This window comes from Clostridium intestinale DSM 6191 (assembly GCF_900130055.1).
Lineage (GTDB): Bacteria > Bacillota > Clostridia > Clostridiales > Clostridiaceae > Clostridium_T > Clostridium_T intestinale.
The window spans coordinates 69,054-95,101 of sequence record NZ_FQXU01000012.1; the positions used below are offsets into that span (position 1 = coordinate 69,054).

Genomic DNA, 26,048 nt, shown 5'->3' on the forward strand with positions numbered 1-26,048 from the left:
CTCTTTTTTTATTACATTGCTTGGCTTTTTATTTCTTCTAATCTACTTTGTATGATATTACCTTTTCTTCTCAATATTACTGATAAACCTACAAACACCACTAATATTGTTCCAAAAATAGTTGAACATTGTACAATTACTGAAGTATCAGTTCCTGATATGGCTTCCCTTAATGCTTTTACTGCATAAGTAAATGGCATATATGGATTTAATACTTTAAACAAGTTTGGAACTACCTCAAGTGGGAATGTTCCTGCACAAGCTGTTAATTGTAGTATTAGTAAAACTATAGCTATCAGCCTTCCTGCATCTCCTAATGTACTTATAAAGAACTGCATCATAGCTACAAATGTTAATGACATAAGTATATTAAAGAAGAAATACATAGGTAAATTTGAAGGATTTAATCCTAAACCTAAAACAACTAAACTTGCTAAAACAGCTTGGATTACTCCTACAACACCATAAATTACAAACTTTCCTAAAACTACAGATGTTGAACTTACCTCTTTGCCTTCTCTCTCTTCCTTAGACTTAGGTGATATTACAAAGAACATCATAAGAGCTCCAACCCATAATGATAATGGGATAAAGTAAGGTGCAAATCCTGTTCCATAATTTTTAACTTCATCTATAATCTTATTATCCATAACTACTGGCTCTGAAATAAATGTTCCCATTTCCTCTGGAGTATTAACTAAGTTATCATCTAGCTTATCAGCGCCATCTTTTAAACTTGTTGAAAGTTCATTAGAACCATCTGAAAGCTTAACCACACCATCTTTTAACTCTGGTATATTTCCTTGAAGTTGTCCAAGTCCATTTGTTAACTGTGAAGAACCTTCATATAGCTGCTTAACTCCACCTGTTAAGGTTGGAACACTATTTATTAGTTCTTTTGCTTTATTAACATTTCCAGAAGTTAAAGCATTGTTAGCCTTGTTTAATAACTCTTGATTATTTTTTACATCATTTTGAACTGTCTTTATCATAGCTACATATTTAGGACTATCGTTGAGTAGACTAGTCATTTTGTCTGTATTCAAGCCATTTAATAATGGTTTTGCAGTGTTTAAATCATTTTGAATTGACTGCAATTGTGGTATTAAAGCTTGAACATCTTTATTGCTCATAGTTTTTGATAATCCGTTAGCTAAAGTAGTAAGTTCATTTATAGTTTGCTCATTATTATTTAAATCAACTTTTATTTTATTAACTGTTGTCATAACTCCTTGTAAGTTCTTCATGTTCTCTGGAGTTATTAGTTTGTCTATAGAATTTAATAATGGTTTCTCACTATTTATTAAAGCCATAGTACTATCATAGTTTGTAAGTAAACTCTTTAATGCCTCAACGCTTTGTGGGTTTGCTTGCATTAAAGTTAGCTTGCTATTTATAACTTTTGAATATTTAGCTACATCTGTATTTAGTTTATCAAAAGTTGGTTTATAACCTTTTAAAGCTTCAGTTAACTGATTCATGTTATTAATATATGTTAATACTAAACCAGTTTCTTGTGGGGTTAATTCAACACTTTGTCCACCTTTAGCTGCGGTTTGCATTTTTAAAACTACAGCACCAAAGCCTTGTTGGAATTGTTGTTGTTTTGCTTGCGCATCTGGATCAGTTGGAGATAAACTCTCATAAAGTTTGTTTATACCTTGAAGTTTTGTATTTACATCTCCAAGTGTATTAACTATTGAAGATGGATTATTAAGTATTCCTAAAAGCATTTGAGTATCCTCTTTGCTTATAAGTTTACTAGCTTCACTTAAAGTATTTACTGATGCTATAGCCTGCTTTAAATTCACTATTTGAGTTTGTAAATCTTGATTTAATAGTTCCTTTGGAACTTGGCTTTCTAAAGCTGTTATCTGTGCTTTTAGAACATTTGCATCATCAACTAGAACATTTAACCCTTGCATTTTTTGTTGTAAAGATATTATACCTTGAGGATTGCTTGGATTAAGTTGCTCAGCTAAGTTTTGTATAGAAGGCTCTGCCATTATTAAATTTAATCCCTTTGAGTTACCTAAAGATTGTATGTCAGTATAGCTTTTTTCTATAAGAGTAACTGTTTCAGGATTAATTTTATCTAAATCAGATAAATCCATGTTTTGAAACTTATTAGCTACACTTATAGCTCCTTTTAACTTAGCTACATTATCATCATTTAAATATCTAGATACCTTTACAAGTTCTGCTGGATTTATTGTTGAAACTTTAGAGTTAAGCACCCCTATTCCGTCATTTAACTGTTTAGATCCGTCATAAAGTTTACCAACCCCATCCTCTAATGTTGGTATGTTCTCTTTTAATGTACTCATTCCATCCGCTATTTGTTTACTTCCATCAGCAGCTTTATTCATGCCGTCTTTTACTGTATCAAACTGTTCAAAAGTAACCTTAGCATATTCTTTTGATATGGTTTGAGTAATTTGTTCTTTAAGTTTATCTTCTACCTTTCCTCCTATTTGTGATGCTAAGAAGTTTTTCTTGTTATTAGAAGTATAGATAATATCAGCTTTTACAGGAGTATCAGCTTTTGCACTGGTGACATTCTCTGAAAAATTTTCAGGAATTACAAACATTGAATAATATTTGTCTCCATTTACACCATCAACTGCATCCTCATAACCTACAAATCTCCACCCCATATCCTTATTATCTTTTAGCTCATCACAAACATTTTGTCCGTAGTTTACTTCATCTCCGTCCATTGTTGCACCTTTGTCAAGATTAACAATCGCAACAGGAAGCTTATCCATTCTTGAATAAGGGTCCCAAAAGGCAGCTAAGTAAAGTAAGCTATAGAGTAATGGTACGATTACTATTCCCGCTACTGCAAATCTCAAGAATCTATTTTTATATATTGATGATAGATCCTCTTTAACTATTTTTAAGAAATTCATAACTTCACCTCTTACTGCTTTTTTGTACTGACTAGTCAGTTATATTTTGCATCTAAACTTTTTTCTTGTAAAGCATAATTTCTTTTATTTTTAGTTTAAGTAATCGTATATTTTCTGTATTTAATCTATATTTCTTTAATTTTCTTTGATTATCTTTACTTATAAAAACAAAAAACACATAAAGCTACTGATGACTTTCAGCAAGCTTTATGTGTAAAATTTAATACTCATGTTTTTTATCTTTTTTCTAATCCTTTAAGATTGTATAATACAAGATTATCTACAATCTCATCTAAATTAATATGATCTATATTTATAACTTCATATACAGCAACAGATAACAGACTTCCAAAAAAGGCATAGGCCATGAAATTAGCATTTCCTTCTCTTATATAGCCCTTCTTAATTGCATCTTTTATATAAAGTTCTATCCTGTCTACATATTTTCTTAATTGTTGTCTAAGTTCTAATTGTCTTATTTCCTGTCCCCATAGTTGACTTAATAAAACCTTAAAAAAGTCTTTATTCTCATATAGCGCTGCTAATTGAGCTCTGCAAATATTTTTAAGATTATCTATAGGATTTTCATTTTTTTCAACATAGTTAACCTTATCTGCTAATATTCCTAAACCTTCGTTTATAATAAATCTAAAGATTTCCTCTTTACTTTTAAAATGATAATATAAGGTTCCCTTTGCTACCCCTGCTTCTAGAGCTATTTCGTCCATGGTAGCACCATTATATCCGCTTTTAGAAAAGATTTTAATAGCCGCATCAAAGATCGACTTTTTTGTTTTATTCATTCCGCATCCTCTCCATATGTTTTGTCTCATATCTAGCTACGGCACCACAAAATAGTAAGTAAAATTGGTACAACCCTAGATAGTTCAACTTGATAACTAGTCAGTATATTTAAACATATAAGTATATTAATTATATCACTTTAAATTATGAATAACTATTAAATTCTCACAGAGTAAGTCTTTGAAAGCTAAATCAAAGATTTAGACCCTATCTTTTATTATACATGATTATTATTGAGTATTAATATTTTATATATATTATGTTAAAATTAAGTCTATAATATTTAAAAAGTGAGGGCAAATTATGATAAAAGTATATAATAGAGAAACTAAAGAATATGAAGAAGAAAAGGTGGCTGGTAGAAAATACATCGAATGGTCTTACTCTTCTCCTGTAGGGAAAAATATAACTGAGCTTTTGATAAAGAAAAAGCTATTTTCTAAAATATATGGCTCTTACTGTGATACAAGAGGAAGTATAAAAAAGATAAACTCGTTTATAAATGATTTTGATATAGATATGACTAAAAGCAGAAAAAAAGCATCTGATTTTAATAGTTTTAATGACTTTTTTATTAGGGAGCTAAAAGAAGAAGCTAGACCTATCGATAAAAACCCTAATATATTAGTGTCTCCAGGTGATGGAAGATTAAGTGCTTTTGAAAATATAGATATGCATAAACTAGTTCAAATTAAGGGATTAACATATTCCTTAAAAGAACTTCTTCAAGATGATGAAGTGGCTAAAGAATATGATGGTGGGGTATGTTTAATATTAAGATTATGCCCTACTGATTATCATAGATTTCATTTTGTAGATAATGGTGTATGTGGTGAAAGTAGATTTATTAATGGAGGCTATTATTCAGTAAATCCTATAGCCTTAGAGAGAATACCTAAACTTTTCTGCCAAAACAAAAGAGAATGGAGTATATTTAAATCTGAAAACTTTGATGACATCGTACATGTAGAAGTAGGTGCTACCTGTGTTGGAACAATAATTCAAACCTATAAAACAGGAAAACCCGTTAAAAAAGGATCTGAAAAAGGTTACTTTAAATTTGGAGGTTCTACTACAATTTTATTCTTTAAAAAGGATACCTTAAAAATAGATGGAGATATCCTAGCTCAAACTGCTTTAGGATATGAAACTAAGGTTTTAATGGGCGAAACAATAGGTAAAAAAATATAGAAATTAAGCAGTACTCCCCTGAGTACTGCTTAAATCTTTTCTCCACAATATGGACAAAACTCATAATCTTCATTAAGTTCTTTATGACAGTTATCACAATAAGTTTTTATTACGCCTCTTTTTAGAACTTTTAAATCCCAATAATTAATCTCTTCTATCCCTTTTTCTACATTTTTACCCTTCTCTTTATTAAGTTCATATGTAGTTCCACATTTACTGCAAAATATAAAATACTCTTCTCCCCACTTAATTAAAGGTAAAAAGAAAAAGTGAAATAAAGAATACTCTTTGTATAACTTTAAAGTTCCATCCTTGCACTCTTTGCATGAAACATCTTTAATTTCTTTTATCTCTTTATGCCTTCTATCTATTCCAAAGATCCCTATAAAAAACATGCTAATCCCACCTTCTATATATTAACTCTATTATAAGTGTACTAGCTCTCCTTTTACAACCGCTTCCAAAGACTTTTTAAACTTCTCTCTATTTCCATCAAATATTACTATATTAATATCCATCTCTTTAGCTCTTGAAAACATAGAGGTCTTTAATGGCTCCTTTGTAGCAACAAGAATCTTTTTAATATTATCTCCCCCAACTTTTTCACTATATACATTAAGCTCATTTAGTGCTACATCATCGTATTTAGCACTATCTTTGCAGGATATACATATAAGAGTTGAGTCCTTAATTGCCATAACATCTATTTCATTCTTAATTCTTGCCCTTTCATCATTCCATAAAAAAACTACACCACTTTTTACTTCATCTATTTGTTTAATTTCAGATATTACATCTTTCACATATGCTTCTAACCAGCTTCCACTCTTAAATATAAAACTTCTTATATAATCATTTTTAAACTCTATATTTATATTTTCTGATTTTTCACTATAACTAAGCTGCTCATATTCTTTTAAGAACTTAAGAGTAGAGATACATATTTTTTTTTCTTCATTCGTCAGAAACTCTAAATTAATTCTCATAATTCTAGAATCTATCTCATCTACCATAAAAATTCTTTTATCATAAAGTCTATATTTTAAACTTTCCCATTTATCTAAGTTATTAGCTATGGTGTGACTTATTTTTCTAATAACTTCACTATTATCAATATCCGTAGATTCTACTAATATACTTCCTCCAAAGCTTTCTATTATCTCATCTATATCTAAATCCATATCACTGTGTTTATTCATAAATATCTGACCATTTATAACTTCTAGTACCCTACCCTTTTCTATATCAAGGCAAATACCTTCAAGATTATAAACCTCACATATATGCATTAATATAATATTCAATATTTTGTCTGAAGCGCTTAAATTTACGATACATTTCTTTTTTAAGTATTTCTCTAGTTCCCCTATTATCTCTTTTAAATTAATATTTTTAATTATTATGCTATTAAATATAATCTTCGGAAACTTTTCTTTATAAAACTCTTTTAAAGCCTCTAATCTATTTATACTTTTTTCTTCATCTTCACAAACATATATAACTTCTTTAGGTTTTATTTTTTCAGATAATAAAATACTTTCTTGATTATGGTCATCTAAAGAACTAATAAAAAAATCATAATTCATATTATTTTTACCTTTCTAGTTTTTTATTAGTTTATCCAAATAATGAAGCAAATATTTCATAAACTTGACTAGTCAATCGCCTGACCGTATGACTGCTTAACAGGTTGACCGTTCAACTAGTCATACGGTCATCCGTTCATTTAATTTTGGTACCAATCTAAAAGCTTAATAATATTTTATAATTAAATAACTTAAAGGAGTTTAAAGAAATGAACTTAGACAGAAATAAAAAGGCATCTCCAATGTATTATCAAATAAAAGAATATATAAAAGAAAAAATTGAGAATGGAGAATATAAAGTGGGCGATTTTCTTCCTTCAGAAATAAATTTTAAAAATGAATTTAATGTAAGTAGAGCTACTGTTACAAAAGCATTGGATGAATTACTCAAAGAGGGATATATTTCTAGAGAAAGAGGGAGGGGAACTATGGTTATTAATAGTATTCCTCAAACTACTTTTAGAAATGTTTTAGTTCAATCAGAAAATTTTCTAATTAAAAACTTAGATGATTATGATAAAGATGTACATCTACTCTCTGTTGATAAGTCTAGTCATTATGCAGAAATATTAAAATTAAATCCAAGTGTTGAGCTAATTTCCATTGAGATTGAAGTATCTTATGATAATGAAAAAATTGGATTCTTTCAATCTTTAATATCTAAAGATTTGAATTTACCTAAAAATAAATATGAGATTGGGTTAGACTTATGTGATACTTTAGAAAAATATAATGACATTAATATAATAAAGAAAAAAGATTTAATTGAACTTGTTGGATGTCCTAAATATCTATGTGATATTTTCTCTGTTAAAGAAACTTATTATTTCGTAAAGACTAGTAGAATCTATTATGATGATAAAGATAATATAGTTTCATACACTATTTCTTATATTAAACCTCTTCATTATAAATACTTTATAGAGCTATTGCGCTAATCATATCACAAAGCTAATGCTACAATATTTTATAATTTTAAAATATTGTAGCATTTACAACTTAGAATCTTCTTTCTTCAATAAGAATCACCCAGAGTTTCAAAGAGCTCCCATAGTAACTATTGTCATCATCCTCTTTAAGTTTATTTATAAGCTCCCTACTTAATGAAGATTTAGGTTTTATAAGTGCAGAGGAAGTGTATGAAGCTAAATAAGTAGTATTTATATAGCTTTGTAGCCCTTCTCCTCTGGTGCTGTATCCCGCTACTAGGTTATTTGCACCTATTTTATTTAAAAATCCTTCTTGTTTTAATAATATATTTTTTACTCTTGAATCATCGCTTTTCTTGTAAAAGCTTAATAATCTTATAGGAACTCTTACTGAATCATATCCAAGTATATTGTCTTTATTTTCAACACTACCATCTTCATTAATCCAATCTGGTAGAAATCCTGTATCTTTATCAGCATATTTTTGAAGCAAATTCATGTTAGCTTCACTAGCTTTCTTCCAATAATTTTTATCTTGACCTTCTATATTCTGAAAATCTAAATAATATAGTGGTGCTATATATGAGGGATTAAGTTTTATATTATCTCTCCACTTATCTCCAGGCAGTAATATATAGTCAGAAGATATGTCATATTTTTTTATGGAATTTATCATATCACTGGCTGCTTTAGAATAATCATCGTTATTCCACTTTTTAGCTGCAAGATGTAGGGCATAAGCTATATCTTCATCTGCATCTGATGCTGAACCTTCTCCTATTACTTTTCCACTTTCATCTATCTGCCAATTCATAAGTCCATATTCATCTAAATAATTCTTAGTAAAGTTCCAAAGTTTATCAAACTCCACCGAATCATTTAATGCTACAGCAAATAACATACCATAGCCCATTCCTTCACTTACTGTTATGTTATTTCTTTGTGGATCTATTACTTTACTTTTATTTGAATCTACATCTACTACAAAGTTTTGTTTCCATTTTTCATGATAGTCTTTAGTATACATATCTTTATCTTCACTAATATTATTATTTATAAATTTAAATATAAGTAAGGCTGTTAAAATAATTGCAATAAATATTCCTATAAACTTATATGTTATTTTCATAAAAGCTTTAACACCTACTTTTTTTCTAGTTTATTTATCATAAAACTTAAAGAAATCTTCTGTTAAGTCTTGAGGATAAAAAGATACAAACACAAAATCAGCTTTAACACTATCTATATACTCTGGAATACTTCCTGTATAATATCTTGGATCTACCATATAAATATCTGAACACACTGTTGATAAAAAAGCCGCTAGGGCTACCGTATAGGAGTCCTTCACAAACAATATCTTAGGTCCATTAGGCACTTTTTCATTTACTACATGAACTATCCCTTGATTACCAAACAGGTATGAAGAATACTTATCGCCTTCTAAAGCATATACTCCCTTATTTGTTCTAAATGGAGATATGGTTATAAGTGCTTCCTCAAATCTTCCCTTTAAATTGGTTTCCTGTTCTCCCGTTTTTGAATAATATGTATAATCAGTATTGAATTTAGGATATATAAGGGTGAAATCATCTACTCCTGAATAAGGTATTCCTGTTTTTCTCCCCATTGAACCAACGTAAGAATCTTTATAAGTTATAAAATTATAGTTATCTTTATTAGTATAAAAATCAATGTCCTCTATGTTAGCTCCATAATTATTTTTTAAAGTATTAGCTAACTGTCCAAACTCCCAAAAAGCAGTTTCTGTTTTCCAATGATGGTCAGTTTTAAAAAATAAGTCCTTAGGTTCAATACCGCTTTCATCTAAATTATCTCTTAAATCTATAGTATCTATATTATTTTGCTTTAATAAATCAAGAAATGAATCTGCAGTTTCATTTGCATAATTATATGGAATTCCATAAGGCAAACTTGTATAACCTTTATAGTATTTATCTGGTGGCATTATATATGCAAATTTTACACTTTCATCTTTTAATCCATTTTTAAGTGCCTCAGTTCTTTTAACTAATTCATATACGGGATTAGCTTTATCTCCAAAAAAGGTGTAATGAAGAGTCCCATTATCATCTTTAACAACCTCAAAGTTTGATTCTTCATTTTTATCCATTAGTTTTTGTAAATATCCATAAAAATCAATAAAAGCATACTTCCCATAGGTATTATCTTTAATTGATGCATCTATGTTTTTTATCCTATTACTTATGGAAATATCCTTTTGGGATTCTACTGTATCAATTATAGGCTTATAATTATTTATTAGATTTGTTATTGATAATCCAAAGATTATTAAAACAATTAAAATAGAAGTTATAAGCTTTTTGAAAAAAAATCTCTCCATAATACCCCCCTCTTAAAATTTAAAGTAAATGAAAGGATTGTAGCTACCCTTTACAATGTAAGCCATACATATTAAGAAGATACCAACTATAGCAAGTGGATATAATCCCTCTAAAATATTATGTCCCAAAGACTTATCTACAATAAATTTATTAGCTTTTCTTGCTATTGGCGTAGAGAAAATTATTGCCGCTATTAGAAATACTAAATTTTCTTTTATAAACATGTATGTGTATGGGCTCCAGAATCCCCCTTGTGTAAAGCCAAACATTGAAGATATATACTTTCCTGCTTCTAAAAGATCAGACGATCTAAATATTACCCACCCTAAATTTATAATAAATAATGCATATATTCTCTTATATTTTGCAGCTATATCAATCTGATTAAAGGATATTAACCTTTCAAAGGCTATGAATACAAAATTTAAAAACCCCCATACTACAAAAGTCCACTCTGCTCCATGCCATATTCCTGTTGAAACCCATACTATTAATAGGTTTCTTATAAGTTTATCTTTGTTTTTAACTCTAGATCCACCTAGGGGAAAATATAGATAATCCTTAAACCAAAGGCTTAAAGATATATGCCACCTTCTCCAAAATTCAGTAATAGATTTTGATATGTAGGGATAATTGAAGTTCTCTTCAAACTTAAATCCAAACATTAGCCCTATTCCTATAGCCATGTCAGAATATCCTGAGAAGTCAAAATATATTTGAAAGGTGTATGCTATAGAACCAAGCCAAGCTAAAGTTACTGCAATGTCAGAATTTAAGTTCATTTGAAAAATTCTATCTACAATCACGGCCATACTATTAGATATTAAAATCTTTTTTCCCATACCAATTACAAATCTACAAGTCCCTACTGAAAACTTCTGCCAAGTAAACTTTCTATTTTTGATTTGCTCTACTATATCTCCATAACGTGAAATAGGTCCAGCTAAAAGTTGCGGAAATAATGCTATATATAATCCTACATATAGAGGATTCTTTTCAGCCTTAGTCTTTTCCCTATACAAATCTACTAGATAAGATACTGCTTTAAATGTAAAAAATGAAATTCCTATAGGTAAAGCTATCTTGGGCATAGGAATTTGATATCCTTGTAGTTGATTTATGTTTTTTATAAAAAAATTTAAGTATTTAAAAATAAATAGTGACCCTAAATTACCTACACAGCCTAATATTAAAAAATACTTACTATACGATTTATTTTTAAAGCCTACTATCAGATGCCCCACTACGTAGTTAAAAATTATTGAGGCTATCATCAAAATTACATAATAGGGCTCTCCCCAAGCATAAAATCCTAGGCTTAGGAATAGTAATATATAATTCTGTAAGCCCTTAGAAAAAAAAGCTCCATAATATAATATTAAAGCTACTGGTAAAAAATATAATATAAATATAACACTTGAAAACAGCATTCTATCACCTCTCAATCAAACAACACTTTATCTAAGATTCTTTTTTCTACTCCAAAAAATATATAATCCAGAGAATATTAAAACAAAGACTATACATATTCCTCTAATGAAATCTATAAATCTTTGGGACATAATTAAGGTATATATTCCACCCATAAGATTTTTAACTTCTGCATATCCTGGAATACTCTTGCTAGTTCCATCTATCTCTTTTGCACCTAAAGTCCAGGATCTATATAATTGAATTTCTTTTTTAACTATTAAGTATTCATATTTTGCCTCTATTTTTATCTTTTCTACATTTATTGAAGTGTTTAAAGTTAATCTTCCATCCTTATCTATAGAAACTCCCTCATAATCCTCAGCTAAACTATAAATTACATTATCTTCATTTAGTGAGGTTTTATATATGGATATAGCTTCCCCTTGTACAGGTATTTGTACTCTATCATCGCCTTCTATTTTAAAATTCAAATCTCCATATTTAACAAGTGAATCATCTTTAGGTATAAGGACAAAACCACCTAGGTGTATATCTTTTTCTTTATTTTCTTCTGTTGTTATGCTTATGCCCCAAGAACTTATATTGGAAAATGAATATTGATTATTATCGCCTGCTTGACTATTTAAACTTGTAAAAGGTACATAAACTACTCCCTTAAATCCAGAGGGTATATTTATAGTCCCATAAGCAGGTGACAATTTCTCAAAATCCTGATTGTTCTCCTTTTTTATTAAAACAGATTTATCTTCATTAACTGTGAGGAAGGTTCCATCAGTTTTTACAACAGAAAAGTTAAACTTCAATTCTTCTTGAGAATTATTTTGAACATTAAATGATATCATACCAAAGCTATTCCAATTATACTTTCCTTTGCTATATAAGTTTGATGTATAATATCCTTCCTCTAAACCTATAGAATCAACTTTTATCTCTAAGCTATTATTAGCTTTATCAAAATCATAATTTAATTTAGCTTTATCCCCTTCTAAATATATATTTTCTGGAGATATTTTCTTATAATTATTTGCTTCCTCAGCTAAAGCTATTTTATTATTAACTATTACTAAAAATACAAGAAAAAAAAGTATAAATATCTTATAAAAATTGCATTTCATTAAATTCATCAAAGGATTCCTCTCTTCTAACTACAGAACTTTCTGATAAACTTTCATTGTATTCTCTGATCCAGTCATTTAATATATTTCTTATCTCTTTATCGTCAGCTATTTCTTTGTAATTTTTAATTTTATAAAGGTGGATGTTTTTATCTTGAACTTTCTCTAAAACACCTATTATTTCCCTATTTTCTTTTATTCTTAAAGTAATTTGATCTTTTAGTATTGATTCACTAATGCCTTCTAAAGCCATATACTCATAATTAAAGGATTTAAGTTTAACACCTCCACACTCTTTTGAAGCTATTGTTTTATCTAAATCCACTCTTGGTAATTTTCTCTTAAACAGAAATAATTTTTTATTTCTTGTAAGAATATTTACTCTTATATCATCAAATATGCTGGTGTTTTCATCTAAATTATTAGGAAGGGTTGGAACTCTATCATAGGTTATGTATAATAGTTGTTTAAAATTATCTTTATCTATATCTGTTATTTCAAATGCATACTTCCACTCTTTTTCACCCTTTGCTATATGTACAACTTTCCCACTAAATTCAGATAAATATCTATCTGTAAATAACTTAATTTTTATTACTTCGTCATAGGGTATATACTCTGGAAACTCAAATCTAACTGCTAATCCACCTTCTGATACATCTATGGTTTTACAGTTTAATTCTTTATTGTTATAGGTTATTTTACATGGAACCTCAGCTAAAACTCTCTCAGTTTTTCTAAAGGATTTTCTTCCTACCATAAAAAATATAGCCATTAAAATGTTATAAAAATTAACTATAAGCCAAAATAAAACTACACTATAAGTAGCAGATCCTGCCTCAAAAATCATTCTTATACAATTAAAGATTCCTATTATAGAAAGTACTGCAAATGCTATATGTGGTATAGCTTTCTTTAATCTATATACTCTGTCGTCTACTTTAGCGTTATCTTTCCTTGTAACTAAAAAACTGTTTTGTGATATTCCAAAGGTTTCTAATATCACTGGTACTACAAGAGATGGAAATAAAATAGTTTCATATATGTTAGTCCATTTGGTAGTTCTAATATTTCTAGATAAACTCCTTAGTTCTTTATTACTTAAATAATACATAGGAAGCCAAAATATCAACACTTCTGTTAGATTACAATCAACAACTATTACCCCAAATACAGCAAATAATATTGGAGCCATTATATAAGCAACTCTTTTGATACCTGAATACCAATAAGAAATGGAGGATATATAACTAATCTTTTGACTGAAATTAAGTCCCTTTCTAAATAATATATTTAGTCTTCTTCCTGTCTGGATACATCCTCTTGCCCATCTTTGACGTTGTTTAACAAGACTCATTAAGTCAGAGGGCGCTAAACCAGATGCATGAACTTCTCCTACTGCAAAACATTGATACCCTTTACTTTGTATTATTAACCCTGTAGCAAAATCTTCTGTTATTGCCTTTGTATAATACCCTCCAGCATCTTCAAGAGCTTTTCTAGCTATTACTGTATTTGTTCCGCCATATATTATAGAGTTATTTTTATTTTTAGAAATCTGTACATCTCTATAGAAATAATCTTGTTCATTAGGAATTCTTCCTTCTGAAAAAAGATAATACTGAAATAAGTCCGTATTATAAAAGCTTTGAGGCGTCTGCACAAATCCAACTTTTTCATTGCCTAGGAAATATGGAACTGTAGCCATTAGAAAATCATGCATAGGAATCATATCTGCATCAAAGTTTGCTATTAATGGTGAGTTTGACTTCTCAAGAGCATTATTAAGATTCCCAGCCTTTGCTCCTTTTCTTTCTGTTCGAGTTAAATATCCTATTCCCATTTCATAAGCTAATTTTTTCATTGATTCACGATTTCCATCATCACATAAATATATATGTATCTTCTTTTTATCTGGATAGTCCATATTCTTGCATCCATTTATAGTTTTAAAAAGTAATTCTTCTGGTTCATTATATGTTGTTATAAAAACATCTACATGAGGAAAAAGACTTTCATCATCTATCTGTGGTTTTTCTGGATGTTTTATATCGTACATATTGTAATAGTGTACTGCTGCTTCTAACATTCCCACTATTTCAACTATTAATAGAATAATAGCTGAAACTAAAGATATTATTCCAGCCTTAGTCGGTATAGTAAAAAAAATTCTCCATATCAAATAAATTATATTCATTATTACTGTCGCTATTATTAATGAATAATTTCTTACTCTTTTATAATTCATACTCACCATACCTTTCTAATATTTTAAATTAATTAATAATTATTATATATTATATTTAATACAATTAAAACCAAATTCCGACAATATTGCTCAAAATATTTGCTATTTATAAATATAACTTGTATTTATATTATTGTTTTATATTTATTTTTTATTAAATAATTATATATAAGCAAAAAAAGGTCAGATTTCTTATTGTTGAAATCTGACCTTAATATATAACGCTCTTATATTTCTCTAGTTTCTTTTTTTAACCAAGCTTTATGCTCATCATCTAAATAAGGAGATAATTTTTTATATACCATTTTATGATAGTCATTTAGCCATTGCTTTTCCTTACCTGTAAGCATATCTTTATCTATTCCATCTAAGTCTATAGGGCAGTAAGTAATAGCTTCAAAGCTCATAAATTGCCCAAATTCTGTTTTTTCTTCTTCTACTACGAGCATTATATTTTCAGTTCTAACACCGTGTTTTCCTTCTTTGTATATGCCAGGCTCATTAGTAATAACCATTCCTTTTTCTAACTTCACACTGTTAGGTTCTTTCCTAAAACCTTGTGGTCCTTCATGGACATTTAAGAAAAATCCTACTCCATGACCAGTTCCACATTTATAATCTAATCCATATTCCCAAATAGGTTGTCTAGCGAGTACATCTAAACTAGATCCTGTTGCTCCCTCTAAAAACTTAACTGAACTTAAGGCAATATGTCCTTTTAATACTAAGGTAAAGTCCCTTTTTTCTTCTTCACTAAGCTTTCCTAATGTTATAGTTCTTGTAGTATCTGTTGTTCCATTAAAATATTGTCCACCTGAATCTACTAAGAAAAACCCTTCATCTTTAAGGGTATATTGAGTTTCTTTAGTTGCCTTATAATGCATCATTGCAGCATGATCTTTATATCCTGCTATTGTATCAAAGCTAGGTTCAACAAATAAATCTTGCTGTCTTCTAAAAGCTTCTAACATTTTTTCTGCTGAAATTTCAGTGATTTTTTCCTTATTAACAGATTCTTTAAGCCATTTTATAAACTTAACCATAGCTAATCCATCACTTACTTGGCAGTTTCTTAGATTTTCTATTTCAACTTCATTTTTAATAGCTTTTAAAGCTGTAGTTATATTAGGTTCCTCAATTTTAGTGGTATCCGTATTAATAGAATTATACATACTAATACTTGTTTTATTTGCATCAAAAATAATTGAGTCATCAATAGTTAACTGATTTAAAATTTTGTATATCTCATTACATCCTTTAATCTCAATTCCATTATTCTCTAGCTCTAATCTTATATCATGAGTAACTTTTGAATCCTCAACAAATAAATAGCATTTATCCTCACCCACTAATACATTGGAAATTACAACAGGATTATTAGGTACATCATTTCCTCGTATATTAAGTAGCCATGCTATATCATCTAAAGAGGTTAATAAATAATAATTTGCCCCCTTACTACTCATGTTAACTCTAACTTTATTTAATTTTTCTACTCTAGATTTTCCAGCATATTTTATTCCATGTAAAAAAACTAATTCCTTAGGTATTTCCGGTCTGTCTTCCCATATTTCATCAATTAAATCTTTCTCTATTTTTATATTTATATTTTTAGATTTAAATGCTTTCTCCATTCCTTTAAATAAATCTACTGAAAAAACGCTTCCATCAAATCCAACTGTACTACCTTCTTTAAGAGTGTTTTTTAGCCACTCTGTATATGAAGGAACCCCTAGATCTGCCATCTTAAACAGTCTTATACCTGAACCTTCAAGTTGCTTTTCTGATTGAATATAATATCTCCCATCTGTCCATAATCCAGCATCATCTAAAGTAATAACAACAGTACCAGCAGAACCTGTAAACCCTGATATCCATTGTCTACTTTTCCAATGATCTGCAACATACTCACTTTGATGCGCATCAAAACTAGGAATTATATATGCATCTATTTTATTTTCTTTCATTAAACTTCTTAATTTTTCTATTCTTTTTTTAACATCCATATTTCTTACCTTCTCTTTCCTAAATCTCCTATTGTTTTAATGATATTATACATCAATTGATTCAAGAATTTTACTTTAAAAATATAAAAAATAAAAGCCTTGCTATTGCAAGGCTTTTATTGGTGCGGCGGAGAAGATTCGAACTCTTGCCCCTATAGTTTTAGCTATTTTTATTCTATATTCTTAAATATTATCTAATCCTTTAAAAATCAATATTTTCAATACTTTATAGTTAATATTAATTCTATATAGTTATTTTTAAAATTTAGTTGCATGTCTACAGGTGTCTACAAAGGTGGTGCGGAATTTTTAAACACTATATAATCATTTATACTAGCTATCTATACCTATTAAAAATAGCTATTAAATCTTAATTTATATAATGAAAAAACCTTTCAAGTGATTCGTCAAATATCTCTTACCTTAATTTCCTTATTTGAAAAATTCTCCTTTTTATTTCATTTTTATTGTACTATTTTACTTAGAGCTTCTATAAATTTTCTATATTGATTAATTTACTTTAAATTATTTATATATTATACATATCCATCAAATTATTCTATATGTTTACAAATGAATCTATTTTTTATCCTTCTTTATTAGGAGGTGTTTAATTATGGATTTTTCATTATGTGATTATATCAAAAAATTTAGAGAAGGAGATATATATAGTATAGAATTCTTGATACAAAAATTTCAGCCACTATTAATTAAATATGCAAATAAACTATCAGATTTTGATGATGCTAAATCTGAATTAAGCTTACATTTTATTATTACATTACAAAAAATTCCTTTAGACGACTTAAAATTTAAAAACGACAAATATATACTTTCATATATAAATACTAGTATAAAAAGATATTACATATTTTTATCCACTCAACAAAGTTATTTACATAGTAAAGAAATTCTTACATTAGATGACTATCAGCCTGGAATTGCTTATGATACTTGTAATGTTGAATTTTATGATTTAATACATACACTTAAAATAAAAGAACAGAAAGTTTTAATTTTAAAATTTATTTATAATTATACAAATACTGAAATATCTAGAGTTTTTAATGTATCTAGACAAAATGTACAAGTATGTATAACAAGATCACTTATAAAATTAAAGAGTAAAGTAGTTTTCTAATTATATATATTATTATTTTAAGTTAAAGAATTGATATATAGAATGCTTCTTAAATTAGAATTATGCAACTTTTACTTATATACTCACGAAAGGAGGTGTTTATTATAGAAGCCGAACTTATTAAACTGATTGCTACACAAGGAGCTTTTGCACTATTATTCTCCTATTTACTTTTTTATGTTTTAAAAGAAAATAGTAAAAGGGAACAAAATTATCAAGAAATAATTCAAAAGTTTTCTGACTCTTTACCACAAATAGAAAATAGTATAAGCTATATCCATGAAATGATAGTAAAAAAAGAGACTAAATAATATATTAGTCTCTTTTGAATTATTTCACAATTTATTCTATAACATATTATCTATTTTTGATAATATGGAGGTAACTTATCTATTATATCATTGAAGTCTTTTACTTTCTCACTAGTAGCCCAGACAATTTCTTTATTGAAGCTCTCATATATGTCTCCTGTTGATGTTTGAAAATAAAGTTCACTTAAATTATTATATATAGAAATTCCATACCCTTCATTTTCTTTCACACTATTCTTAACTGATAATATATAATGGTCTGTAGAAAGAGATCCATCATCTTTTTGTCCTGCACGCCCACTAAAAGGATATTTAGACCCATCTATCGTTATAAAACCATTAAATCTTTTACCATAAGTATTAGTAAGATTAGGCGGGTAATTATCAAAAATAGTTATTATAACTTCTCTAGATATACCTTTTATTTGTATACTACATTCTCCTAAATTTTCTTTCGTCACATTATTTATATAGAATCCAGTATACTCTTTATTTATATATTGTACATTTCTAAAAAATAAAAACTTTATACATATGCATATTACTAATAATATACTTCCAATAATTAATACTTTAGTACGTTTTTTCTTCATCTTATTACCTCTCATAGTAAATTATAATTCTATTATACCATAAAAATACATATTATTTAATTACAAGAAAATTACTTTTTCATAAATCTATTAATAAAATAGAACAGATCAATGCTTGTAAAGCATTGATCTTTCTAATATATACTATTTAGTTTACTCCAAAACCTGCTATTGTATATGAAGTTACACTTTGATTTAAACTAATATATCTACGAGTAATTGTGTCGCCTACATTACCTTCAATAGTAGTTATTGAATTATCACTAGCATTATATGACTCTACTATTCCAACATGACTATATTCCCTACCATTATGATGGAAAAATAAATCACCCGGTTTAGGCTTATATCCAGAACTTACAGTTTTATATCTTATATTTCCATACCATTTTACTAAATATGGTACATACGCCATTTTAGGTATCATAGTATTTAAAATTCCTGCTTGGTTAGCGCACCATGATACAAATATTGCACACCATTCTGCACTCATGTTTGGATTATTATAATACCATGTTACATAAGGAACTCTATTATTCCCCTCTCCATTAGCATTTTTCCCTTCCTTGTATTTTCCAATTTCTCCTTTAGCTATATTAACAAACCTACTAAGAGCCTTGTCGTGCTCATCTTTAGTTACAGGAAGATTATCAAAGAAATTAACTGCATTAACACTATACAAAGTATTCCATGTTTGAGGACCTACAACACCATCTGCAGATAAACCATTATATTGTTGAAATAATATAACTGCATAATAGGTTCCCTCTCCAAAATCTCCGTCGGCACCAGATGCTCCACAACTATATCCACGGCTTATTAATGCATTTTGCAACTTAATAACCGAACTTCCCGTTGCTCCTTTTGATAAGGTTGGGTAATTTGTTATAGGTGTAGAACTACTGTTAGATTCTAATGCATTCCATGTAAGTGGTCCAACCATCCCATCTACAATTAAGCCTTTATTAGCTTGAAACTTAACTACTGCGTTATAGGTACCTTGCCCAAAATCTCCATCAGCACCAGCTGCTCCACAACTATATCCATAGTTTATAAGTAAATTTTGAAGTTTAACAACATAACTCCCAGAAGAACCCATAGATAACAATGGATTATTTGATGTAGATGCAGAATTACCTAATTTAGCTTTAGTACTTGGTCCAACCATTCCATCGGCAGCCAATCCATTTGATGCCTGAAACTGTATAATAGTATTATAAGTAACAGGACCTGCTATTCCATCAGAATCTAAATTATATCCCTTAGTTTTTAATTGTGCCTGTATATAACTTATTTGAGTACATAATGCATTCCATGTACCATCTCCTACCACACCATCAGCACCTAAGTTAAAATTAGTTTGAAACTTTTTTACTGCACTTACTGTTCCTTGTCCGAAATCACCATCAAATCCATTTGGATTACAACACATGATATATAATCCATATTGAAGATAAGTGACAAATTCTCCTTTGTCTCCGCTTTTTAATAACATTTATAAACAACTCCTTTTATTTTTTTGAATTAGCTAATTCATTATATAAGAAGGAGCTTATACTTAATATGTAAACAAATTTCTTAAAGTATATCTATTATTTTTTTATATATTCTTATAAACAACTTAAATAAAGATAGAAAGTAAAATTACCTCTCTACCTTTATCTCTAACCTTTATATAAATTCTTTTATATTGTTATATTACTTATTACATAAATTGTCTTAACATGCGTTTTATTAAACCTATGTGTATATATTTTATTAGTTGTAGCTAAATCTGAATGTCCTAAAGCTTCAGAAATTGCCTTTAAATCTACCCCATCATCATAATAATATACTTGCATCGGTGGGGTTTTTAAGATAAAACCCTTATGATTTTAATCAGTTTCATTTAATCTTAAATACATTAATCTAGATTATGTTTAAACTCTTCTAGCATATTAATTATATTTTGTAATTTTGTTTCTTTAAGTACATTCAACTCTTGATCTTTTATACATTCAACCATTAAATCTTTTCCTTCCAATTTCATTTTTTTACTAAAGTTATTAATTAATGTTCTAATTCTAAAAAATTCTTGAATTTCTCCATCAGTGCAAATTTTACATTTATCAAAGCTTAACCAAATTTTTTCATACATAGTATTATGACTTTCTACTGCTTCTTCTTGATTATACTTAAACTTATCTAGAAATCTTTCTATAAAGTATTTAGGTTGATACCATTGCTGTAATATCTTTTCTTGTTCTTCTCCTGCATATACTCTTTCAGAATAATATTTATATTGGCATTCATAGCATTTTATTGCATTATCCAAATAATCTTTACTACACTCTAAAACATTGCTTAATAAATCTTTATCTATAAAATATCCTTCTAATGAGTAGTGATCTGTTATTCTTACACTTTCTCTTATTTTTTCTTTCAAATCCTCTTCAATTCCAACTCTATTTTTGATAATCTCTGTAATAAATTTCTCTCTTCTAGCCTCTTGAGACTTAGCATCAGCATCTCTAAATATTAATGTTGGTATATTGAATCTATTATTAATTAATAATTCAGCATTAGCATAAAATTTTAAATTGTCACAGCTTCCTGTATCCAAAACATTTATTTTACTGCTCAAGCCGTCTTCAATTTTATCTAATAATATTTCAATAATTTTTTTATCATCTTTTCCTTCTACGAATACTATTCCTTTATTGGCTATTATATCATCAGCTTTTATACCTAATTCATCAATTACTAATTTAGGAATAATATCCTCTACAGTAGCAATACCTTTTACCTTTTTTACTAACTTAATTTGATTTTTTTCTAACTTACTTACTGTTATGGGCGAATGTGATGTAAAAATCACCTGATTATTTTTAGATATTGTAATTAATGTATCTATCATTTTCCTTTGCAATGATGGATGTAAATATACCTCTGGTTCTTCTATTAATAATATGTATTTTAACTTGCTATTAGATATGTTTACATAAGTCTCCAATATGGACAATATTATCATACTTTGATAGCCTGTCCCACAACTTAAAATGTCACTTTCTATTCCTGTATTTGTATCTTTAATTTTTGTATAATATGTTGTTCCTTTACTGATATTTACATCTGAATCAATTATAACCTCATAATCACTTGTTCCTATAGCACTATTATAGAATTGTGTTATTCTCTCTCCTAGTGACCTACATCTATTTTTAGTTTCTTCAGCTATAACCATATTTAATTTATTATAGGAAATACTATTTCCCTCTAATATTATATTAGTTTGTATTTCATCATCTAACATTTGAATTAGCTCTTTTAGATATGAATTTGCTCCTGCTGTACTCTCATTCTTAGGATCTCTTATAGCTGGTATAATCTTCACTTGAGGCAAAATTGATTTTAAATCTGCTTCTTTGATTTCAGATTCTTCATCTACTTCATCAATATAAAATTTTTGACTAATATTTTTCCCACGACTAGCCACTAATTTAACATACATATTATTTTCTTTTATTTTATATTTATCTTTGTTGCTATTTAGATTTTCTTTTCTTATACTATCTAATTTTAAAATCTCTTTTTCTACGCTTTTATTTAATTTTTCCGTGAAATTTTCATTTAATTCTTTTTTTAATCCTTCTATCTTTTTTTCCTGTCTAAAAATTTTGTCTTTAAATATTTTTTCTTCTATGTATTCATCACTAACTTCACCAAACCATAATTCGATTTGTATTTCATCTGAGCCGCCCTTATGAAAGTCTGTAGTAGTTATGTTCTTTTTAGTTCCTGGAAAAAAACATTGTATTGCATCCAATACTGCAGATTTTCCAGTATTATTTTGACCTATTAATGCAAACAAATTTCTATCTATATTTATAACTCCTGAATCTATAAAAGACTTATAATTTTTGACTCTTAATTTTTCTATATACATTTTTAATCTCCTTAATATCATTATAATCTTTCTATAACCCAATTTTATCAATTTCATTTACAAAAATCCATATATACCTATTAATATAAAAAATATAAGAGAACTGTAATTTAATACTTAGCTCTCTTATATTTTTTATATTAATATTGTCCTATATAATTCACCTAAATCTGCTATACTTATTTACTTAATTTTAATGCATTACTTATTACATCAATTGTCTTAGCATGAGTCTTATCAAATCTATGTGTATATATTTTATTAGTTGTACCTAAATCAGAATGTCCTAGATCCTCTGAAATAGCCTTTAAGTCTACTCCTTCATCATATAATATACTTGCAAATGTATGTCTTAAATCATGTAATCTTATTTTAGGTAAGTTATTTTTATCTAAAAATTTTCTAAAATTATCTGTTACTGTATTTACTCTAAATTCTTTTCCATTTTCATGACAATAAACATAATCATTCTCATAATATTCTTTACCTAATATTGATTTAAAATAGTCTTGTTTATTTTTCTCTTTTAACAATAGGTTGTACACTCTTTCTGGAATATGAAGAGTTCTCATACTTTTATCTGTTTTAGGTTTTTTAGTAACTACATTCTTTCCTGCCCTTACTCTAACCTCATGAATATACATTAGTCTCTCATCTAGGTTTATCTTATTCCATTTCAATCCTAAAATCTCTTCTCTCCTTAATCCTAAATAAGCAGCTAAGTTAACTGGCAATTCTATTTTTTCTCCTTCTAATAACTCTAGTAGCCTTTTTAGTTGCTCTTTATCATATACCTTCGCCTCATATTTTATTTTTTTAGGTAAACTTACTGCATCAGCAACATTTCTATATACTAATTGTTGCTTTAAAGCATAGTCTAAACTTTTTCTAATAAGAGCATGATGTTTTATAACCGTATTAGGCGATAGACCTTTCTTTTCCATAATATGCACATAATACTGCTGTATTTGAATAGGCTGTAGTTTTTGTAACTTAATATTGCCTAGATGTTTATTTATATGATTCTTTATTATATTAATATATCCACTCATTGTTGTAAGCTCACAGCTATATTTTACATAGTTAGAAAGCCAAATTTCTAAGTAATCCTCCATACTTATATCTTCTGGATTAACCAATAAATTCTTATTCTTATTGTATTCAAATTCATTTATTATCTTTTCTGCTTCATCTTTACTATTAGCTGTTACATATTTTCTTATTCTCTTCCCGCTTGAATCTTTTCCATATTCTAAAGTTACTCTGTATTTATTTCCTCTCTTTTGTATGCTAGCCATTAGCTACTCCCCCTATCTTATATGAATAAATCAATACTACTAACTATTCTCTGAAACTTTACTTGCTATCCAATTATTAAATGCATCATAAGGAATTCTAAACTGTTTCCCAATTCTTATCTTTGGAAAATCCTCTTCCTTTACTAATGAATATGCTTTATTTCTTCCTATATTTAAAATCCTACCAATATCCTCGACAGTTAAAGTAGTTTTAAACTCGCTCATCTATATACCTCCTCAAAAATATAATATATATTTAAGTAATTATTTCTTACTAACAGCGCCCACATGCCCACCTATTGTGATAGGTACTCATTTAATTTTTCCTTCGATATCTTTAATACTCTAAGTCTATTCTCACTATTTACTTTAACCTTTTTGCAGTTCTTACCTGTGTTTTTTTCAAATTCAATAATATTATTTTTTCTCATTAGATCATGTATTTGCTTCTGACCAAGTGGAAAGACTTTATTCCTTTTTCTCCAAAATAAAAACACCGTGTTATATAAGCCTTCAGGTAACATATAATAATATTTTTCATCATACCAACCATCTATATTTTTATTTTCAGGTTTATATCCTATCTTCTTAATAATAATTTTATTGGAAATAATCATTTCATTAAGAGTATTTAAATACATATAAAGTGGTTCTTCACTAACCATTAACATGCTTTGCTTCTCTACTAACTCATAAAAAACGTTCTCTACTTGCTCTAATTTCTCTTTCATAGTTTTTTTATCTATCACATTGATTGATATTCCGTATTTTAAATATAGATAAAATGAATATTTTAATCCCCAAATTGCATCTATTAGTCTTCCATGTATATTAGTATTACTATATTTTTTTCTAAATTTATCTAGATCAATTTTAGGTAAGCTTTGATTTTTAGTCATATATTTGGAAAGCCATTTTATATAATAAAATATTGAAGTAGATAATATTAAAGGGTTTTCTTGGAATTCTGTAAGCTTATCTAAATTCACATCATTTTTCTCAACTTTTATATTTATACATCGTGCTATATTAGATTTTACATGAGTAAAGTCTTCTCCTGTAATTAAAACTAGTCCTCTTGGTGTTAAATTTTTACTTTCTTTAAGATTTACATTACTTCTTCCTTTTGGAGTTTTATCTCCAATTAATCTTAATATCAACTCAACCTTCGAATTCATATCTTGTTTCTCAGAAGGATCCATTGCTGGATAATAATCATCTATTACAAGAACTGAATCTTTATACTGGTTCATCTTATACTCTAAAAATGTTTTAGTACATTTAAAATTGGCTATTACTGGTGGATTCTCACTCCTGTTAAATAAAAAACTAAATTGTCTAGCTAAAGTAGTCTTTCTACTGCCAGTTTCTCCTTCTAGCCATAATACAGCTTGTGGTTCACAATGTTCCTCTCTTAATAACGAGTTTATTACTGACATAAGCGTGTAACTAAATAGTGGAAGTGTTATTTTTAAAGGAGCAATATCTAGCATTTCAAATGATTTTATATATGCATGTGCAGGATGTAATTCGTCATAAATATCTATTCTAAAATCATTTAATTCTTCCCCAACTTCAATATCACGTTTTTTTCCTATTATCCCATCTCCATGTACATAAAAATATTTTCCATTATCACAACCCCACCCTATTTGGTTAGCTATTTTAGTAGCCCCTAAATCTTTACAACAAAGTTTTAATGCTTGTTTTATTTTCTCATAACTCCTGTTTTCAGACATTTCGGAGTAAATGCAACACTTAAATCCAAAATATTTATCTATCCAGTCAATCTTTTTAATCTCTTTCATTCCAACTTCGATATCCTTAATAACTTCTGTATTATCAATAACACATGTAATTCTTAGCTTACTAATAATTATATCTCCCTCTAGAATCTTAACTTCTTCTTGTGGAATAAGTACAAAGTTACACAATGGAATAATTTCATTATTTTTGATATAACATAGTTCCCCTTCATCATTTATTGTGTATTCACTTTTTGTATAATTTTCTAACTTTTTTTTAAAGATTACTAATTTTCTAATTAGCTTCTCATCATCTAAATATCTTGGTTTTACTTTTTTTATCATAACTACCTCTACTTTTATAAAATATTAATAAAGCTTTATCTGAATAAATAGTAATTCAGATAAAGCCTTATTAGTAGAACCAAAAATGTCCTAAAAAAT

General features: G+C 28.0%; 21 protein-coding genes. 4 read left to right on the forward strand and 17 right to left on the reverse strand.

Annotated elements, in window-relative coordinates; all coding sequences use genetic code 11:
• Positions 1-11 precede the first annotated feature (11 nt).
• Positions 12-2,912 (reverse strand): YhgE/Pip domain-containing protein, encoded by a 2,901-nt coding sequence (locus tag BUA92_RS17470; protein ID WP_073021716.1) that lies wholly within the window; start codon positions 2,910-2,912, stop codon positions 12-14.
• Positions 2,913-3,148: 236 nt separating this feature from the next.
• The gene (locus tag BUA92_RS17475) at positions 3,149-3,715 is read right to left on the reverse strand and encodes a TetR/AcrR family transcriptional regulator (protein WP_073021718.1); all 567 of its coding nucleotides are present in this window, start codon (positions 3,713-3,715) and stop codon (positions 3,149-3,151) included.
• Between the two features lie 304 nt (positions 3,716-4,019).
• Here BUA92_RS17475 and BUA92_RS17480 point away from each other — a divergent pair, with 304 nt between their 5' ends.
• Complete coding sequence (locus tag BUA92_RS17480) at positions 4,020-4,907, forward strand: phosphatidylserine decarboxylase (protein WP_073021720.1); 888 nt, start codon at positions 4,020-4,022, stop codon at positions 4,905-4,907.
• Between the two features lie 29 nt (positions 4,908-4,936).
• Here BUA92_RS17480 and BUA92_RS17485 read toward each other — a convergent pair whose 3' ends face one another.
• The gene (locus tag BUA92_RS17485) at positions 4,937-5,302 is read right to left on the reverse strand and encodes a zinc ribbon domain-containing protein (RefSeq protein WP_073021723.1); all 366 of its coding nucleotides are present in this window, start codon (positions 5,300-5,302) and stop codon (positions 4,937-4,939) included.
• 30 nt (positions 5,303-5,332) lie between these two features.
• Entirely contained in the window at positions 5,333-6,493 is a 1,161-nt protein-coding gene (locus BUA92_RS17490) for a Card1-like endonuclease domain-containing protein (RefSeq protein WP_073021725.1), read from the reverse strand.
• A gap of 209 nt (positions 6,494-6,702) precedes the next feature.
• On the opposite strand from BUA92_RS17490, the gene BUA92_RS17495 reads away from it, so the two are divergent.
• Positions 6,703-7,431 (forward strand): GntR family transcriptional regulator, encoded by a 729-nt coding sequence (locus BUA92_RS17495; protein ID WP_073021727.1) that lies wholly within the window; start codon positions 6,703-6,705, stop codon positions 7,429-7,431.
• A 61-nt stretch (positions 7,432-7,492) separates the two neighbouring features.
• Here BUA92_RS17495 and BUA92_RS17500 read toward each other — a convergent pair whose 3' ends face one another.
• From BUA92_RS17500 to BUA92_RS17525, 6 genes are all read right to left on the reverse strand, one after another.
• On the reverse strand, positions 7,493-8,551 hold the full coding sequence (locus tag BUA92_RS17500) for a family 8 glycosyl hydrolase (RefSeq protein ID WP_073021729.1): 1,059 nt from the start codon (positions 8,549-8,551) through the stop codon (positions 7,493-7,495).
• 30 nt (positions 8,552-8,581) lie between these two features.
• A complete protein-coding gene (locus tag BUA92_RS17505) occupies positions 8,582-9,787 on the reverse strand; it encodes an alginate O-acetyltransferase AlgX-related protein (protein ID WP_073021731.1) in 1,206 nt (401 codons plus the stop codon).
• Between the two features lie 12 nt (positions 9,788-9,799).
• Positions 9,800-11,218 (reverse strand): MBOAT family O-acyltransferase, encoded by a 1,419-nt coding sequence (locus BUA92_RS17510; RefSeq protein WP_073021733.1) that lies wholly within the window; start codon positions 11,216-11,218, stop codon positions 9,800-9,802.
• Between the two features lie 27 nt (positions 11,219-11,245).
• Complete coding sequence (locus BUA92_RS17515; protein WP_207650358.1) at positions 11,246-12,337, reverse strand: hypothetical protein; 1,092 nt, start codon at positions 12,335-12,337, stop codon at positions 11,246-11,248.
• On the reverse strand, positions 12,318-14,585 hold the full coding sequence (locus BUA92_RS17520) for a glycosyltransferase (protein ID WP_073021737.1): 2,268 nt from the start codon (positions 14,583-14,585) through the stop codon (positions 12,318-12,320). Before BUA92_RS17520 ends, BUA92_RS17515 begins: the two co-directional genes overlap by 20 nt.
• Before the next feature lie 227 nt (positions 14,586-14,812).
• Entirely contained in the window at positions 14,813-16,591 is a 1,779-nt protein-coding gene (locus tag BUA92_RS17525) for an aminopeptidase P family protein (RefSeq protein ID WP_073021740.1), read from the reverse strand.
• Between the two features lie 616 nt (positions 16,592-17,207).
• On the opposite strand from BUA92_RS17525, the gene BUA92_RS17530 reads away from it, so the two are divergent.
• A complete protein-coding gene (locus BUA92_RS17530) occupies positions 17,208-17,732 on the forward strand; it encodes a sigma-70 family RNA polymerase sigma factor (protein ID WP_073021741.1) in 525 nt (174 codons plus the stop codon).
• 104 nt (positions 17,733-17,836) lie between these two features.
• Positions 17,837-18,043, forward strand: a complete 207-nt coding sequence (locus tag BUA92_RS17535) for a BhlA/UviB family holin-like peptide (protein ID WP_073021852.1) — start codon at positions 17,837-17,839, stop codon at positions 18,041-18,043.
• A 50-nt stretch (positions 18,044-18,093) separates the two neighbouring features.
• Here BUA92_RS17535 and BUA92_RS17540 read toward each other — a convergent pair whose 3' ends face one another.
• From BUA92_RS17540 to BUA92_RS17570, 7 genes are all read right to left on the reverse strand, one after another.
• Positions 18,094-18,636 (reverse strand): hypothetical protein, encoded by a 543-nt coding sequence (locus BUA92_RS17540; RefSeq protein WP_073021743.1) that lies wholly within the window; start codon positions 18,634-18,636, stop codon positions 18,094-18,096.
• A 148-nt stretch (positions 18,637-18,784) separates the two neighbouring features.
• Positions 18,785-20,131, reverse strand: a complete 1,347-nt coding sequence (locus tag BUA92_RS17545; protein ID WP_073021745.1) for a peptidoglycan-binding protein — start codon at positions 20,129-20,131, stop codon at positions 18,785-18,787.
• 190 nt (positions 20,132-20,321) lie between these two features.
• Positions 20,322-20,477 carry a tyrosine-type recombinase/integrase gene (locus tag BUA92_RS17550; protein WP_083553576.1) on the reverse strand — a complete coding sequence of 52 codons (156 nt, stop codon included), beginning with the start codon at positions 20,475-20,477 and terminating at the stop codon, positions 20,322-20,324.
• A gap of 62 nt (positions 20,478-20,539) precedes the next feature.
• Entirely contained in the window at positions 20,540-22,561 is a 2,022-nt protein-coding gene (locus BUA92_RS17555; RefSeq protein WP_073021747.1) for an ATP-dependent nuclease, read from the reverse strand.
• A 179-nt stretch (positions 22,562-22,740) separates the two neighbouring features.
• A complete protein-coding gene (locus BUA92_RS17560; RefSeq protein ID WP_073021749.1) occupies positions 22,741-23,859 on the reverse strand; it encodes a site-specific integrase in 1,119 nt (372 codons plus the stop codon).
• Between the two features lie 39 nt (positions 23,860-23,898).
• Positions 23,899-24,084 carry a helix-turn-helix domain-containing protein gene (locus BUA92_RS17565; RefSeq protein ID WP_073021751.1) on the reverse strand — a complete coding sequence of 62 codons (186 nt, stop codon included), beginning with the start codon at positions 24,082-24,084 and terminating at the stop codon, positions 23,899-23,901.
• Positions 24,085-24,155: 71 nt separating this feature from the next.
• A complete protein-coding gene (locus BUA92_RS17570; RefSeq protein WP_073021754.1) occupies positions 24,156-25,949 on the reverse strand; it encodes a hypothetical protein in 1,794 nt (597 codons plus the stop codon).
• Positions 25,950-26,048 lie beyond the last annotated feature (99 nt).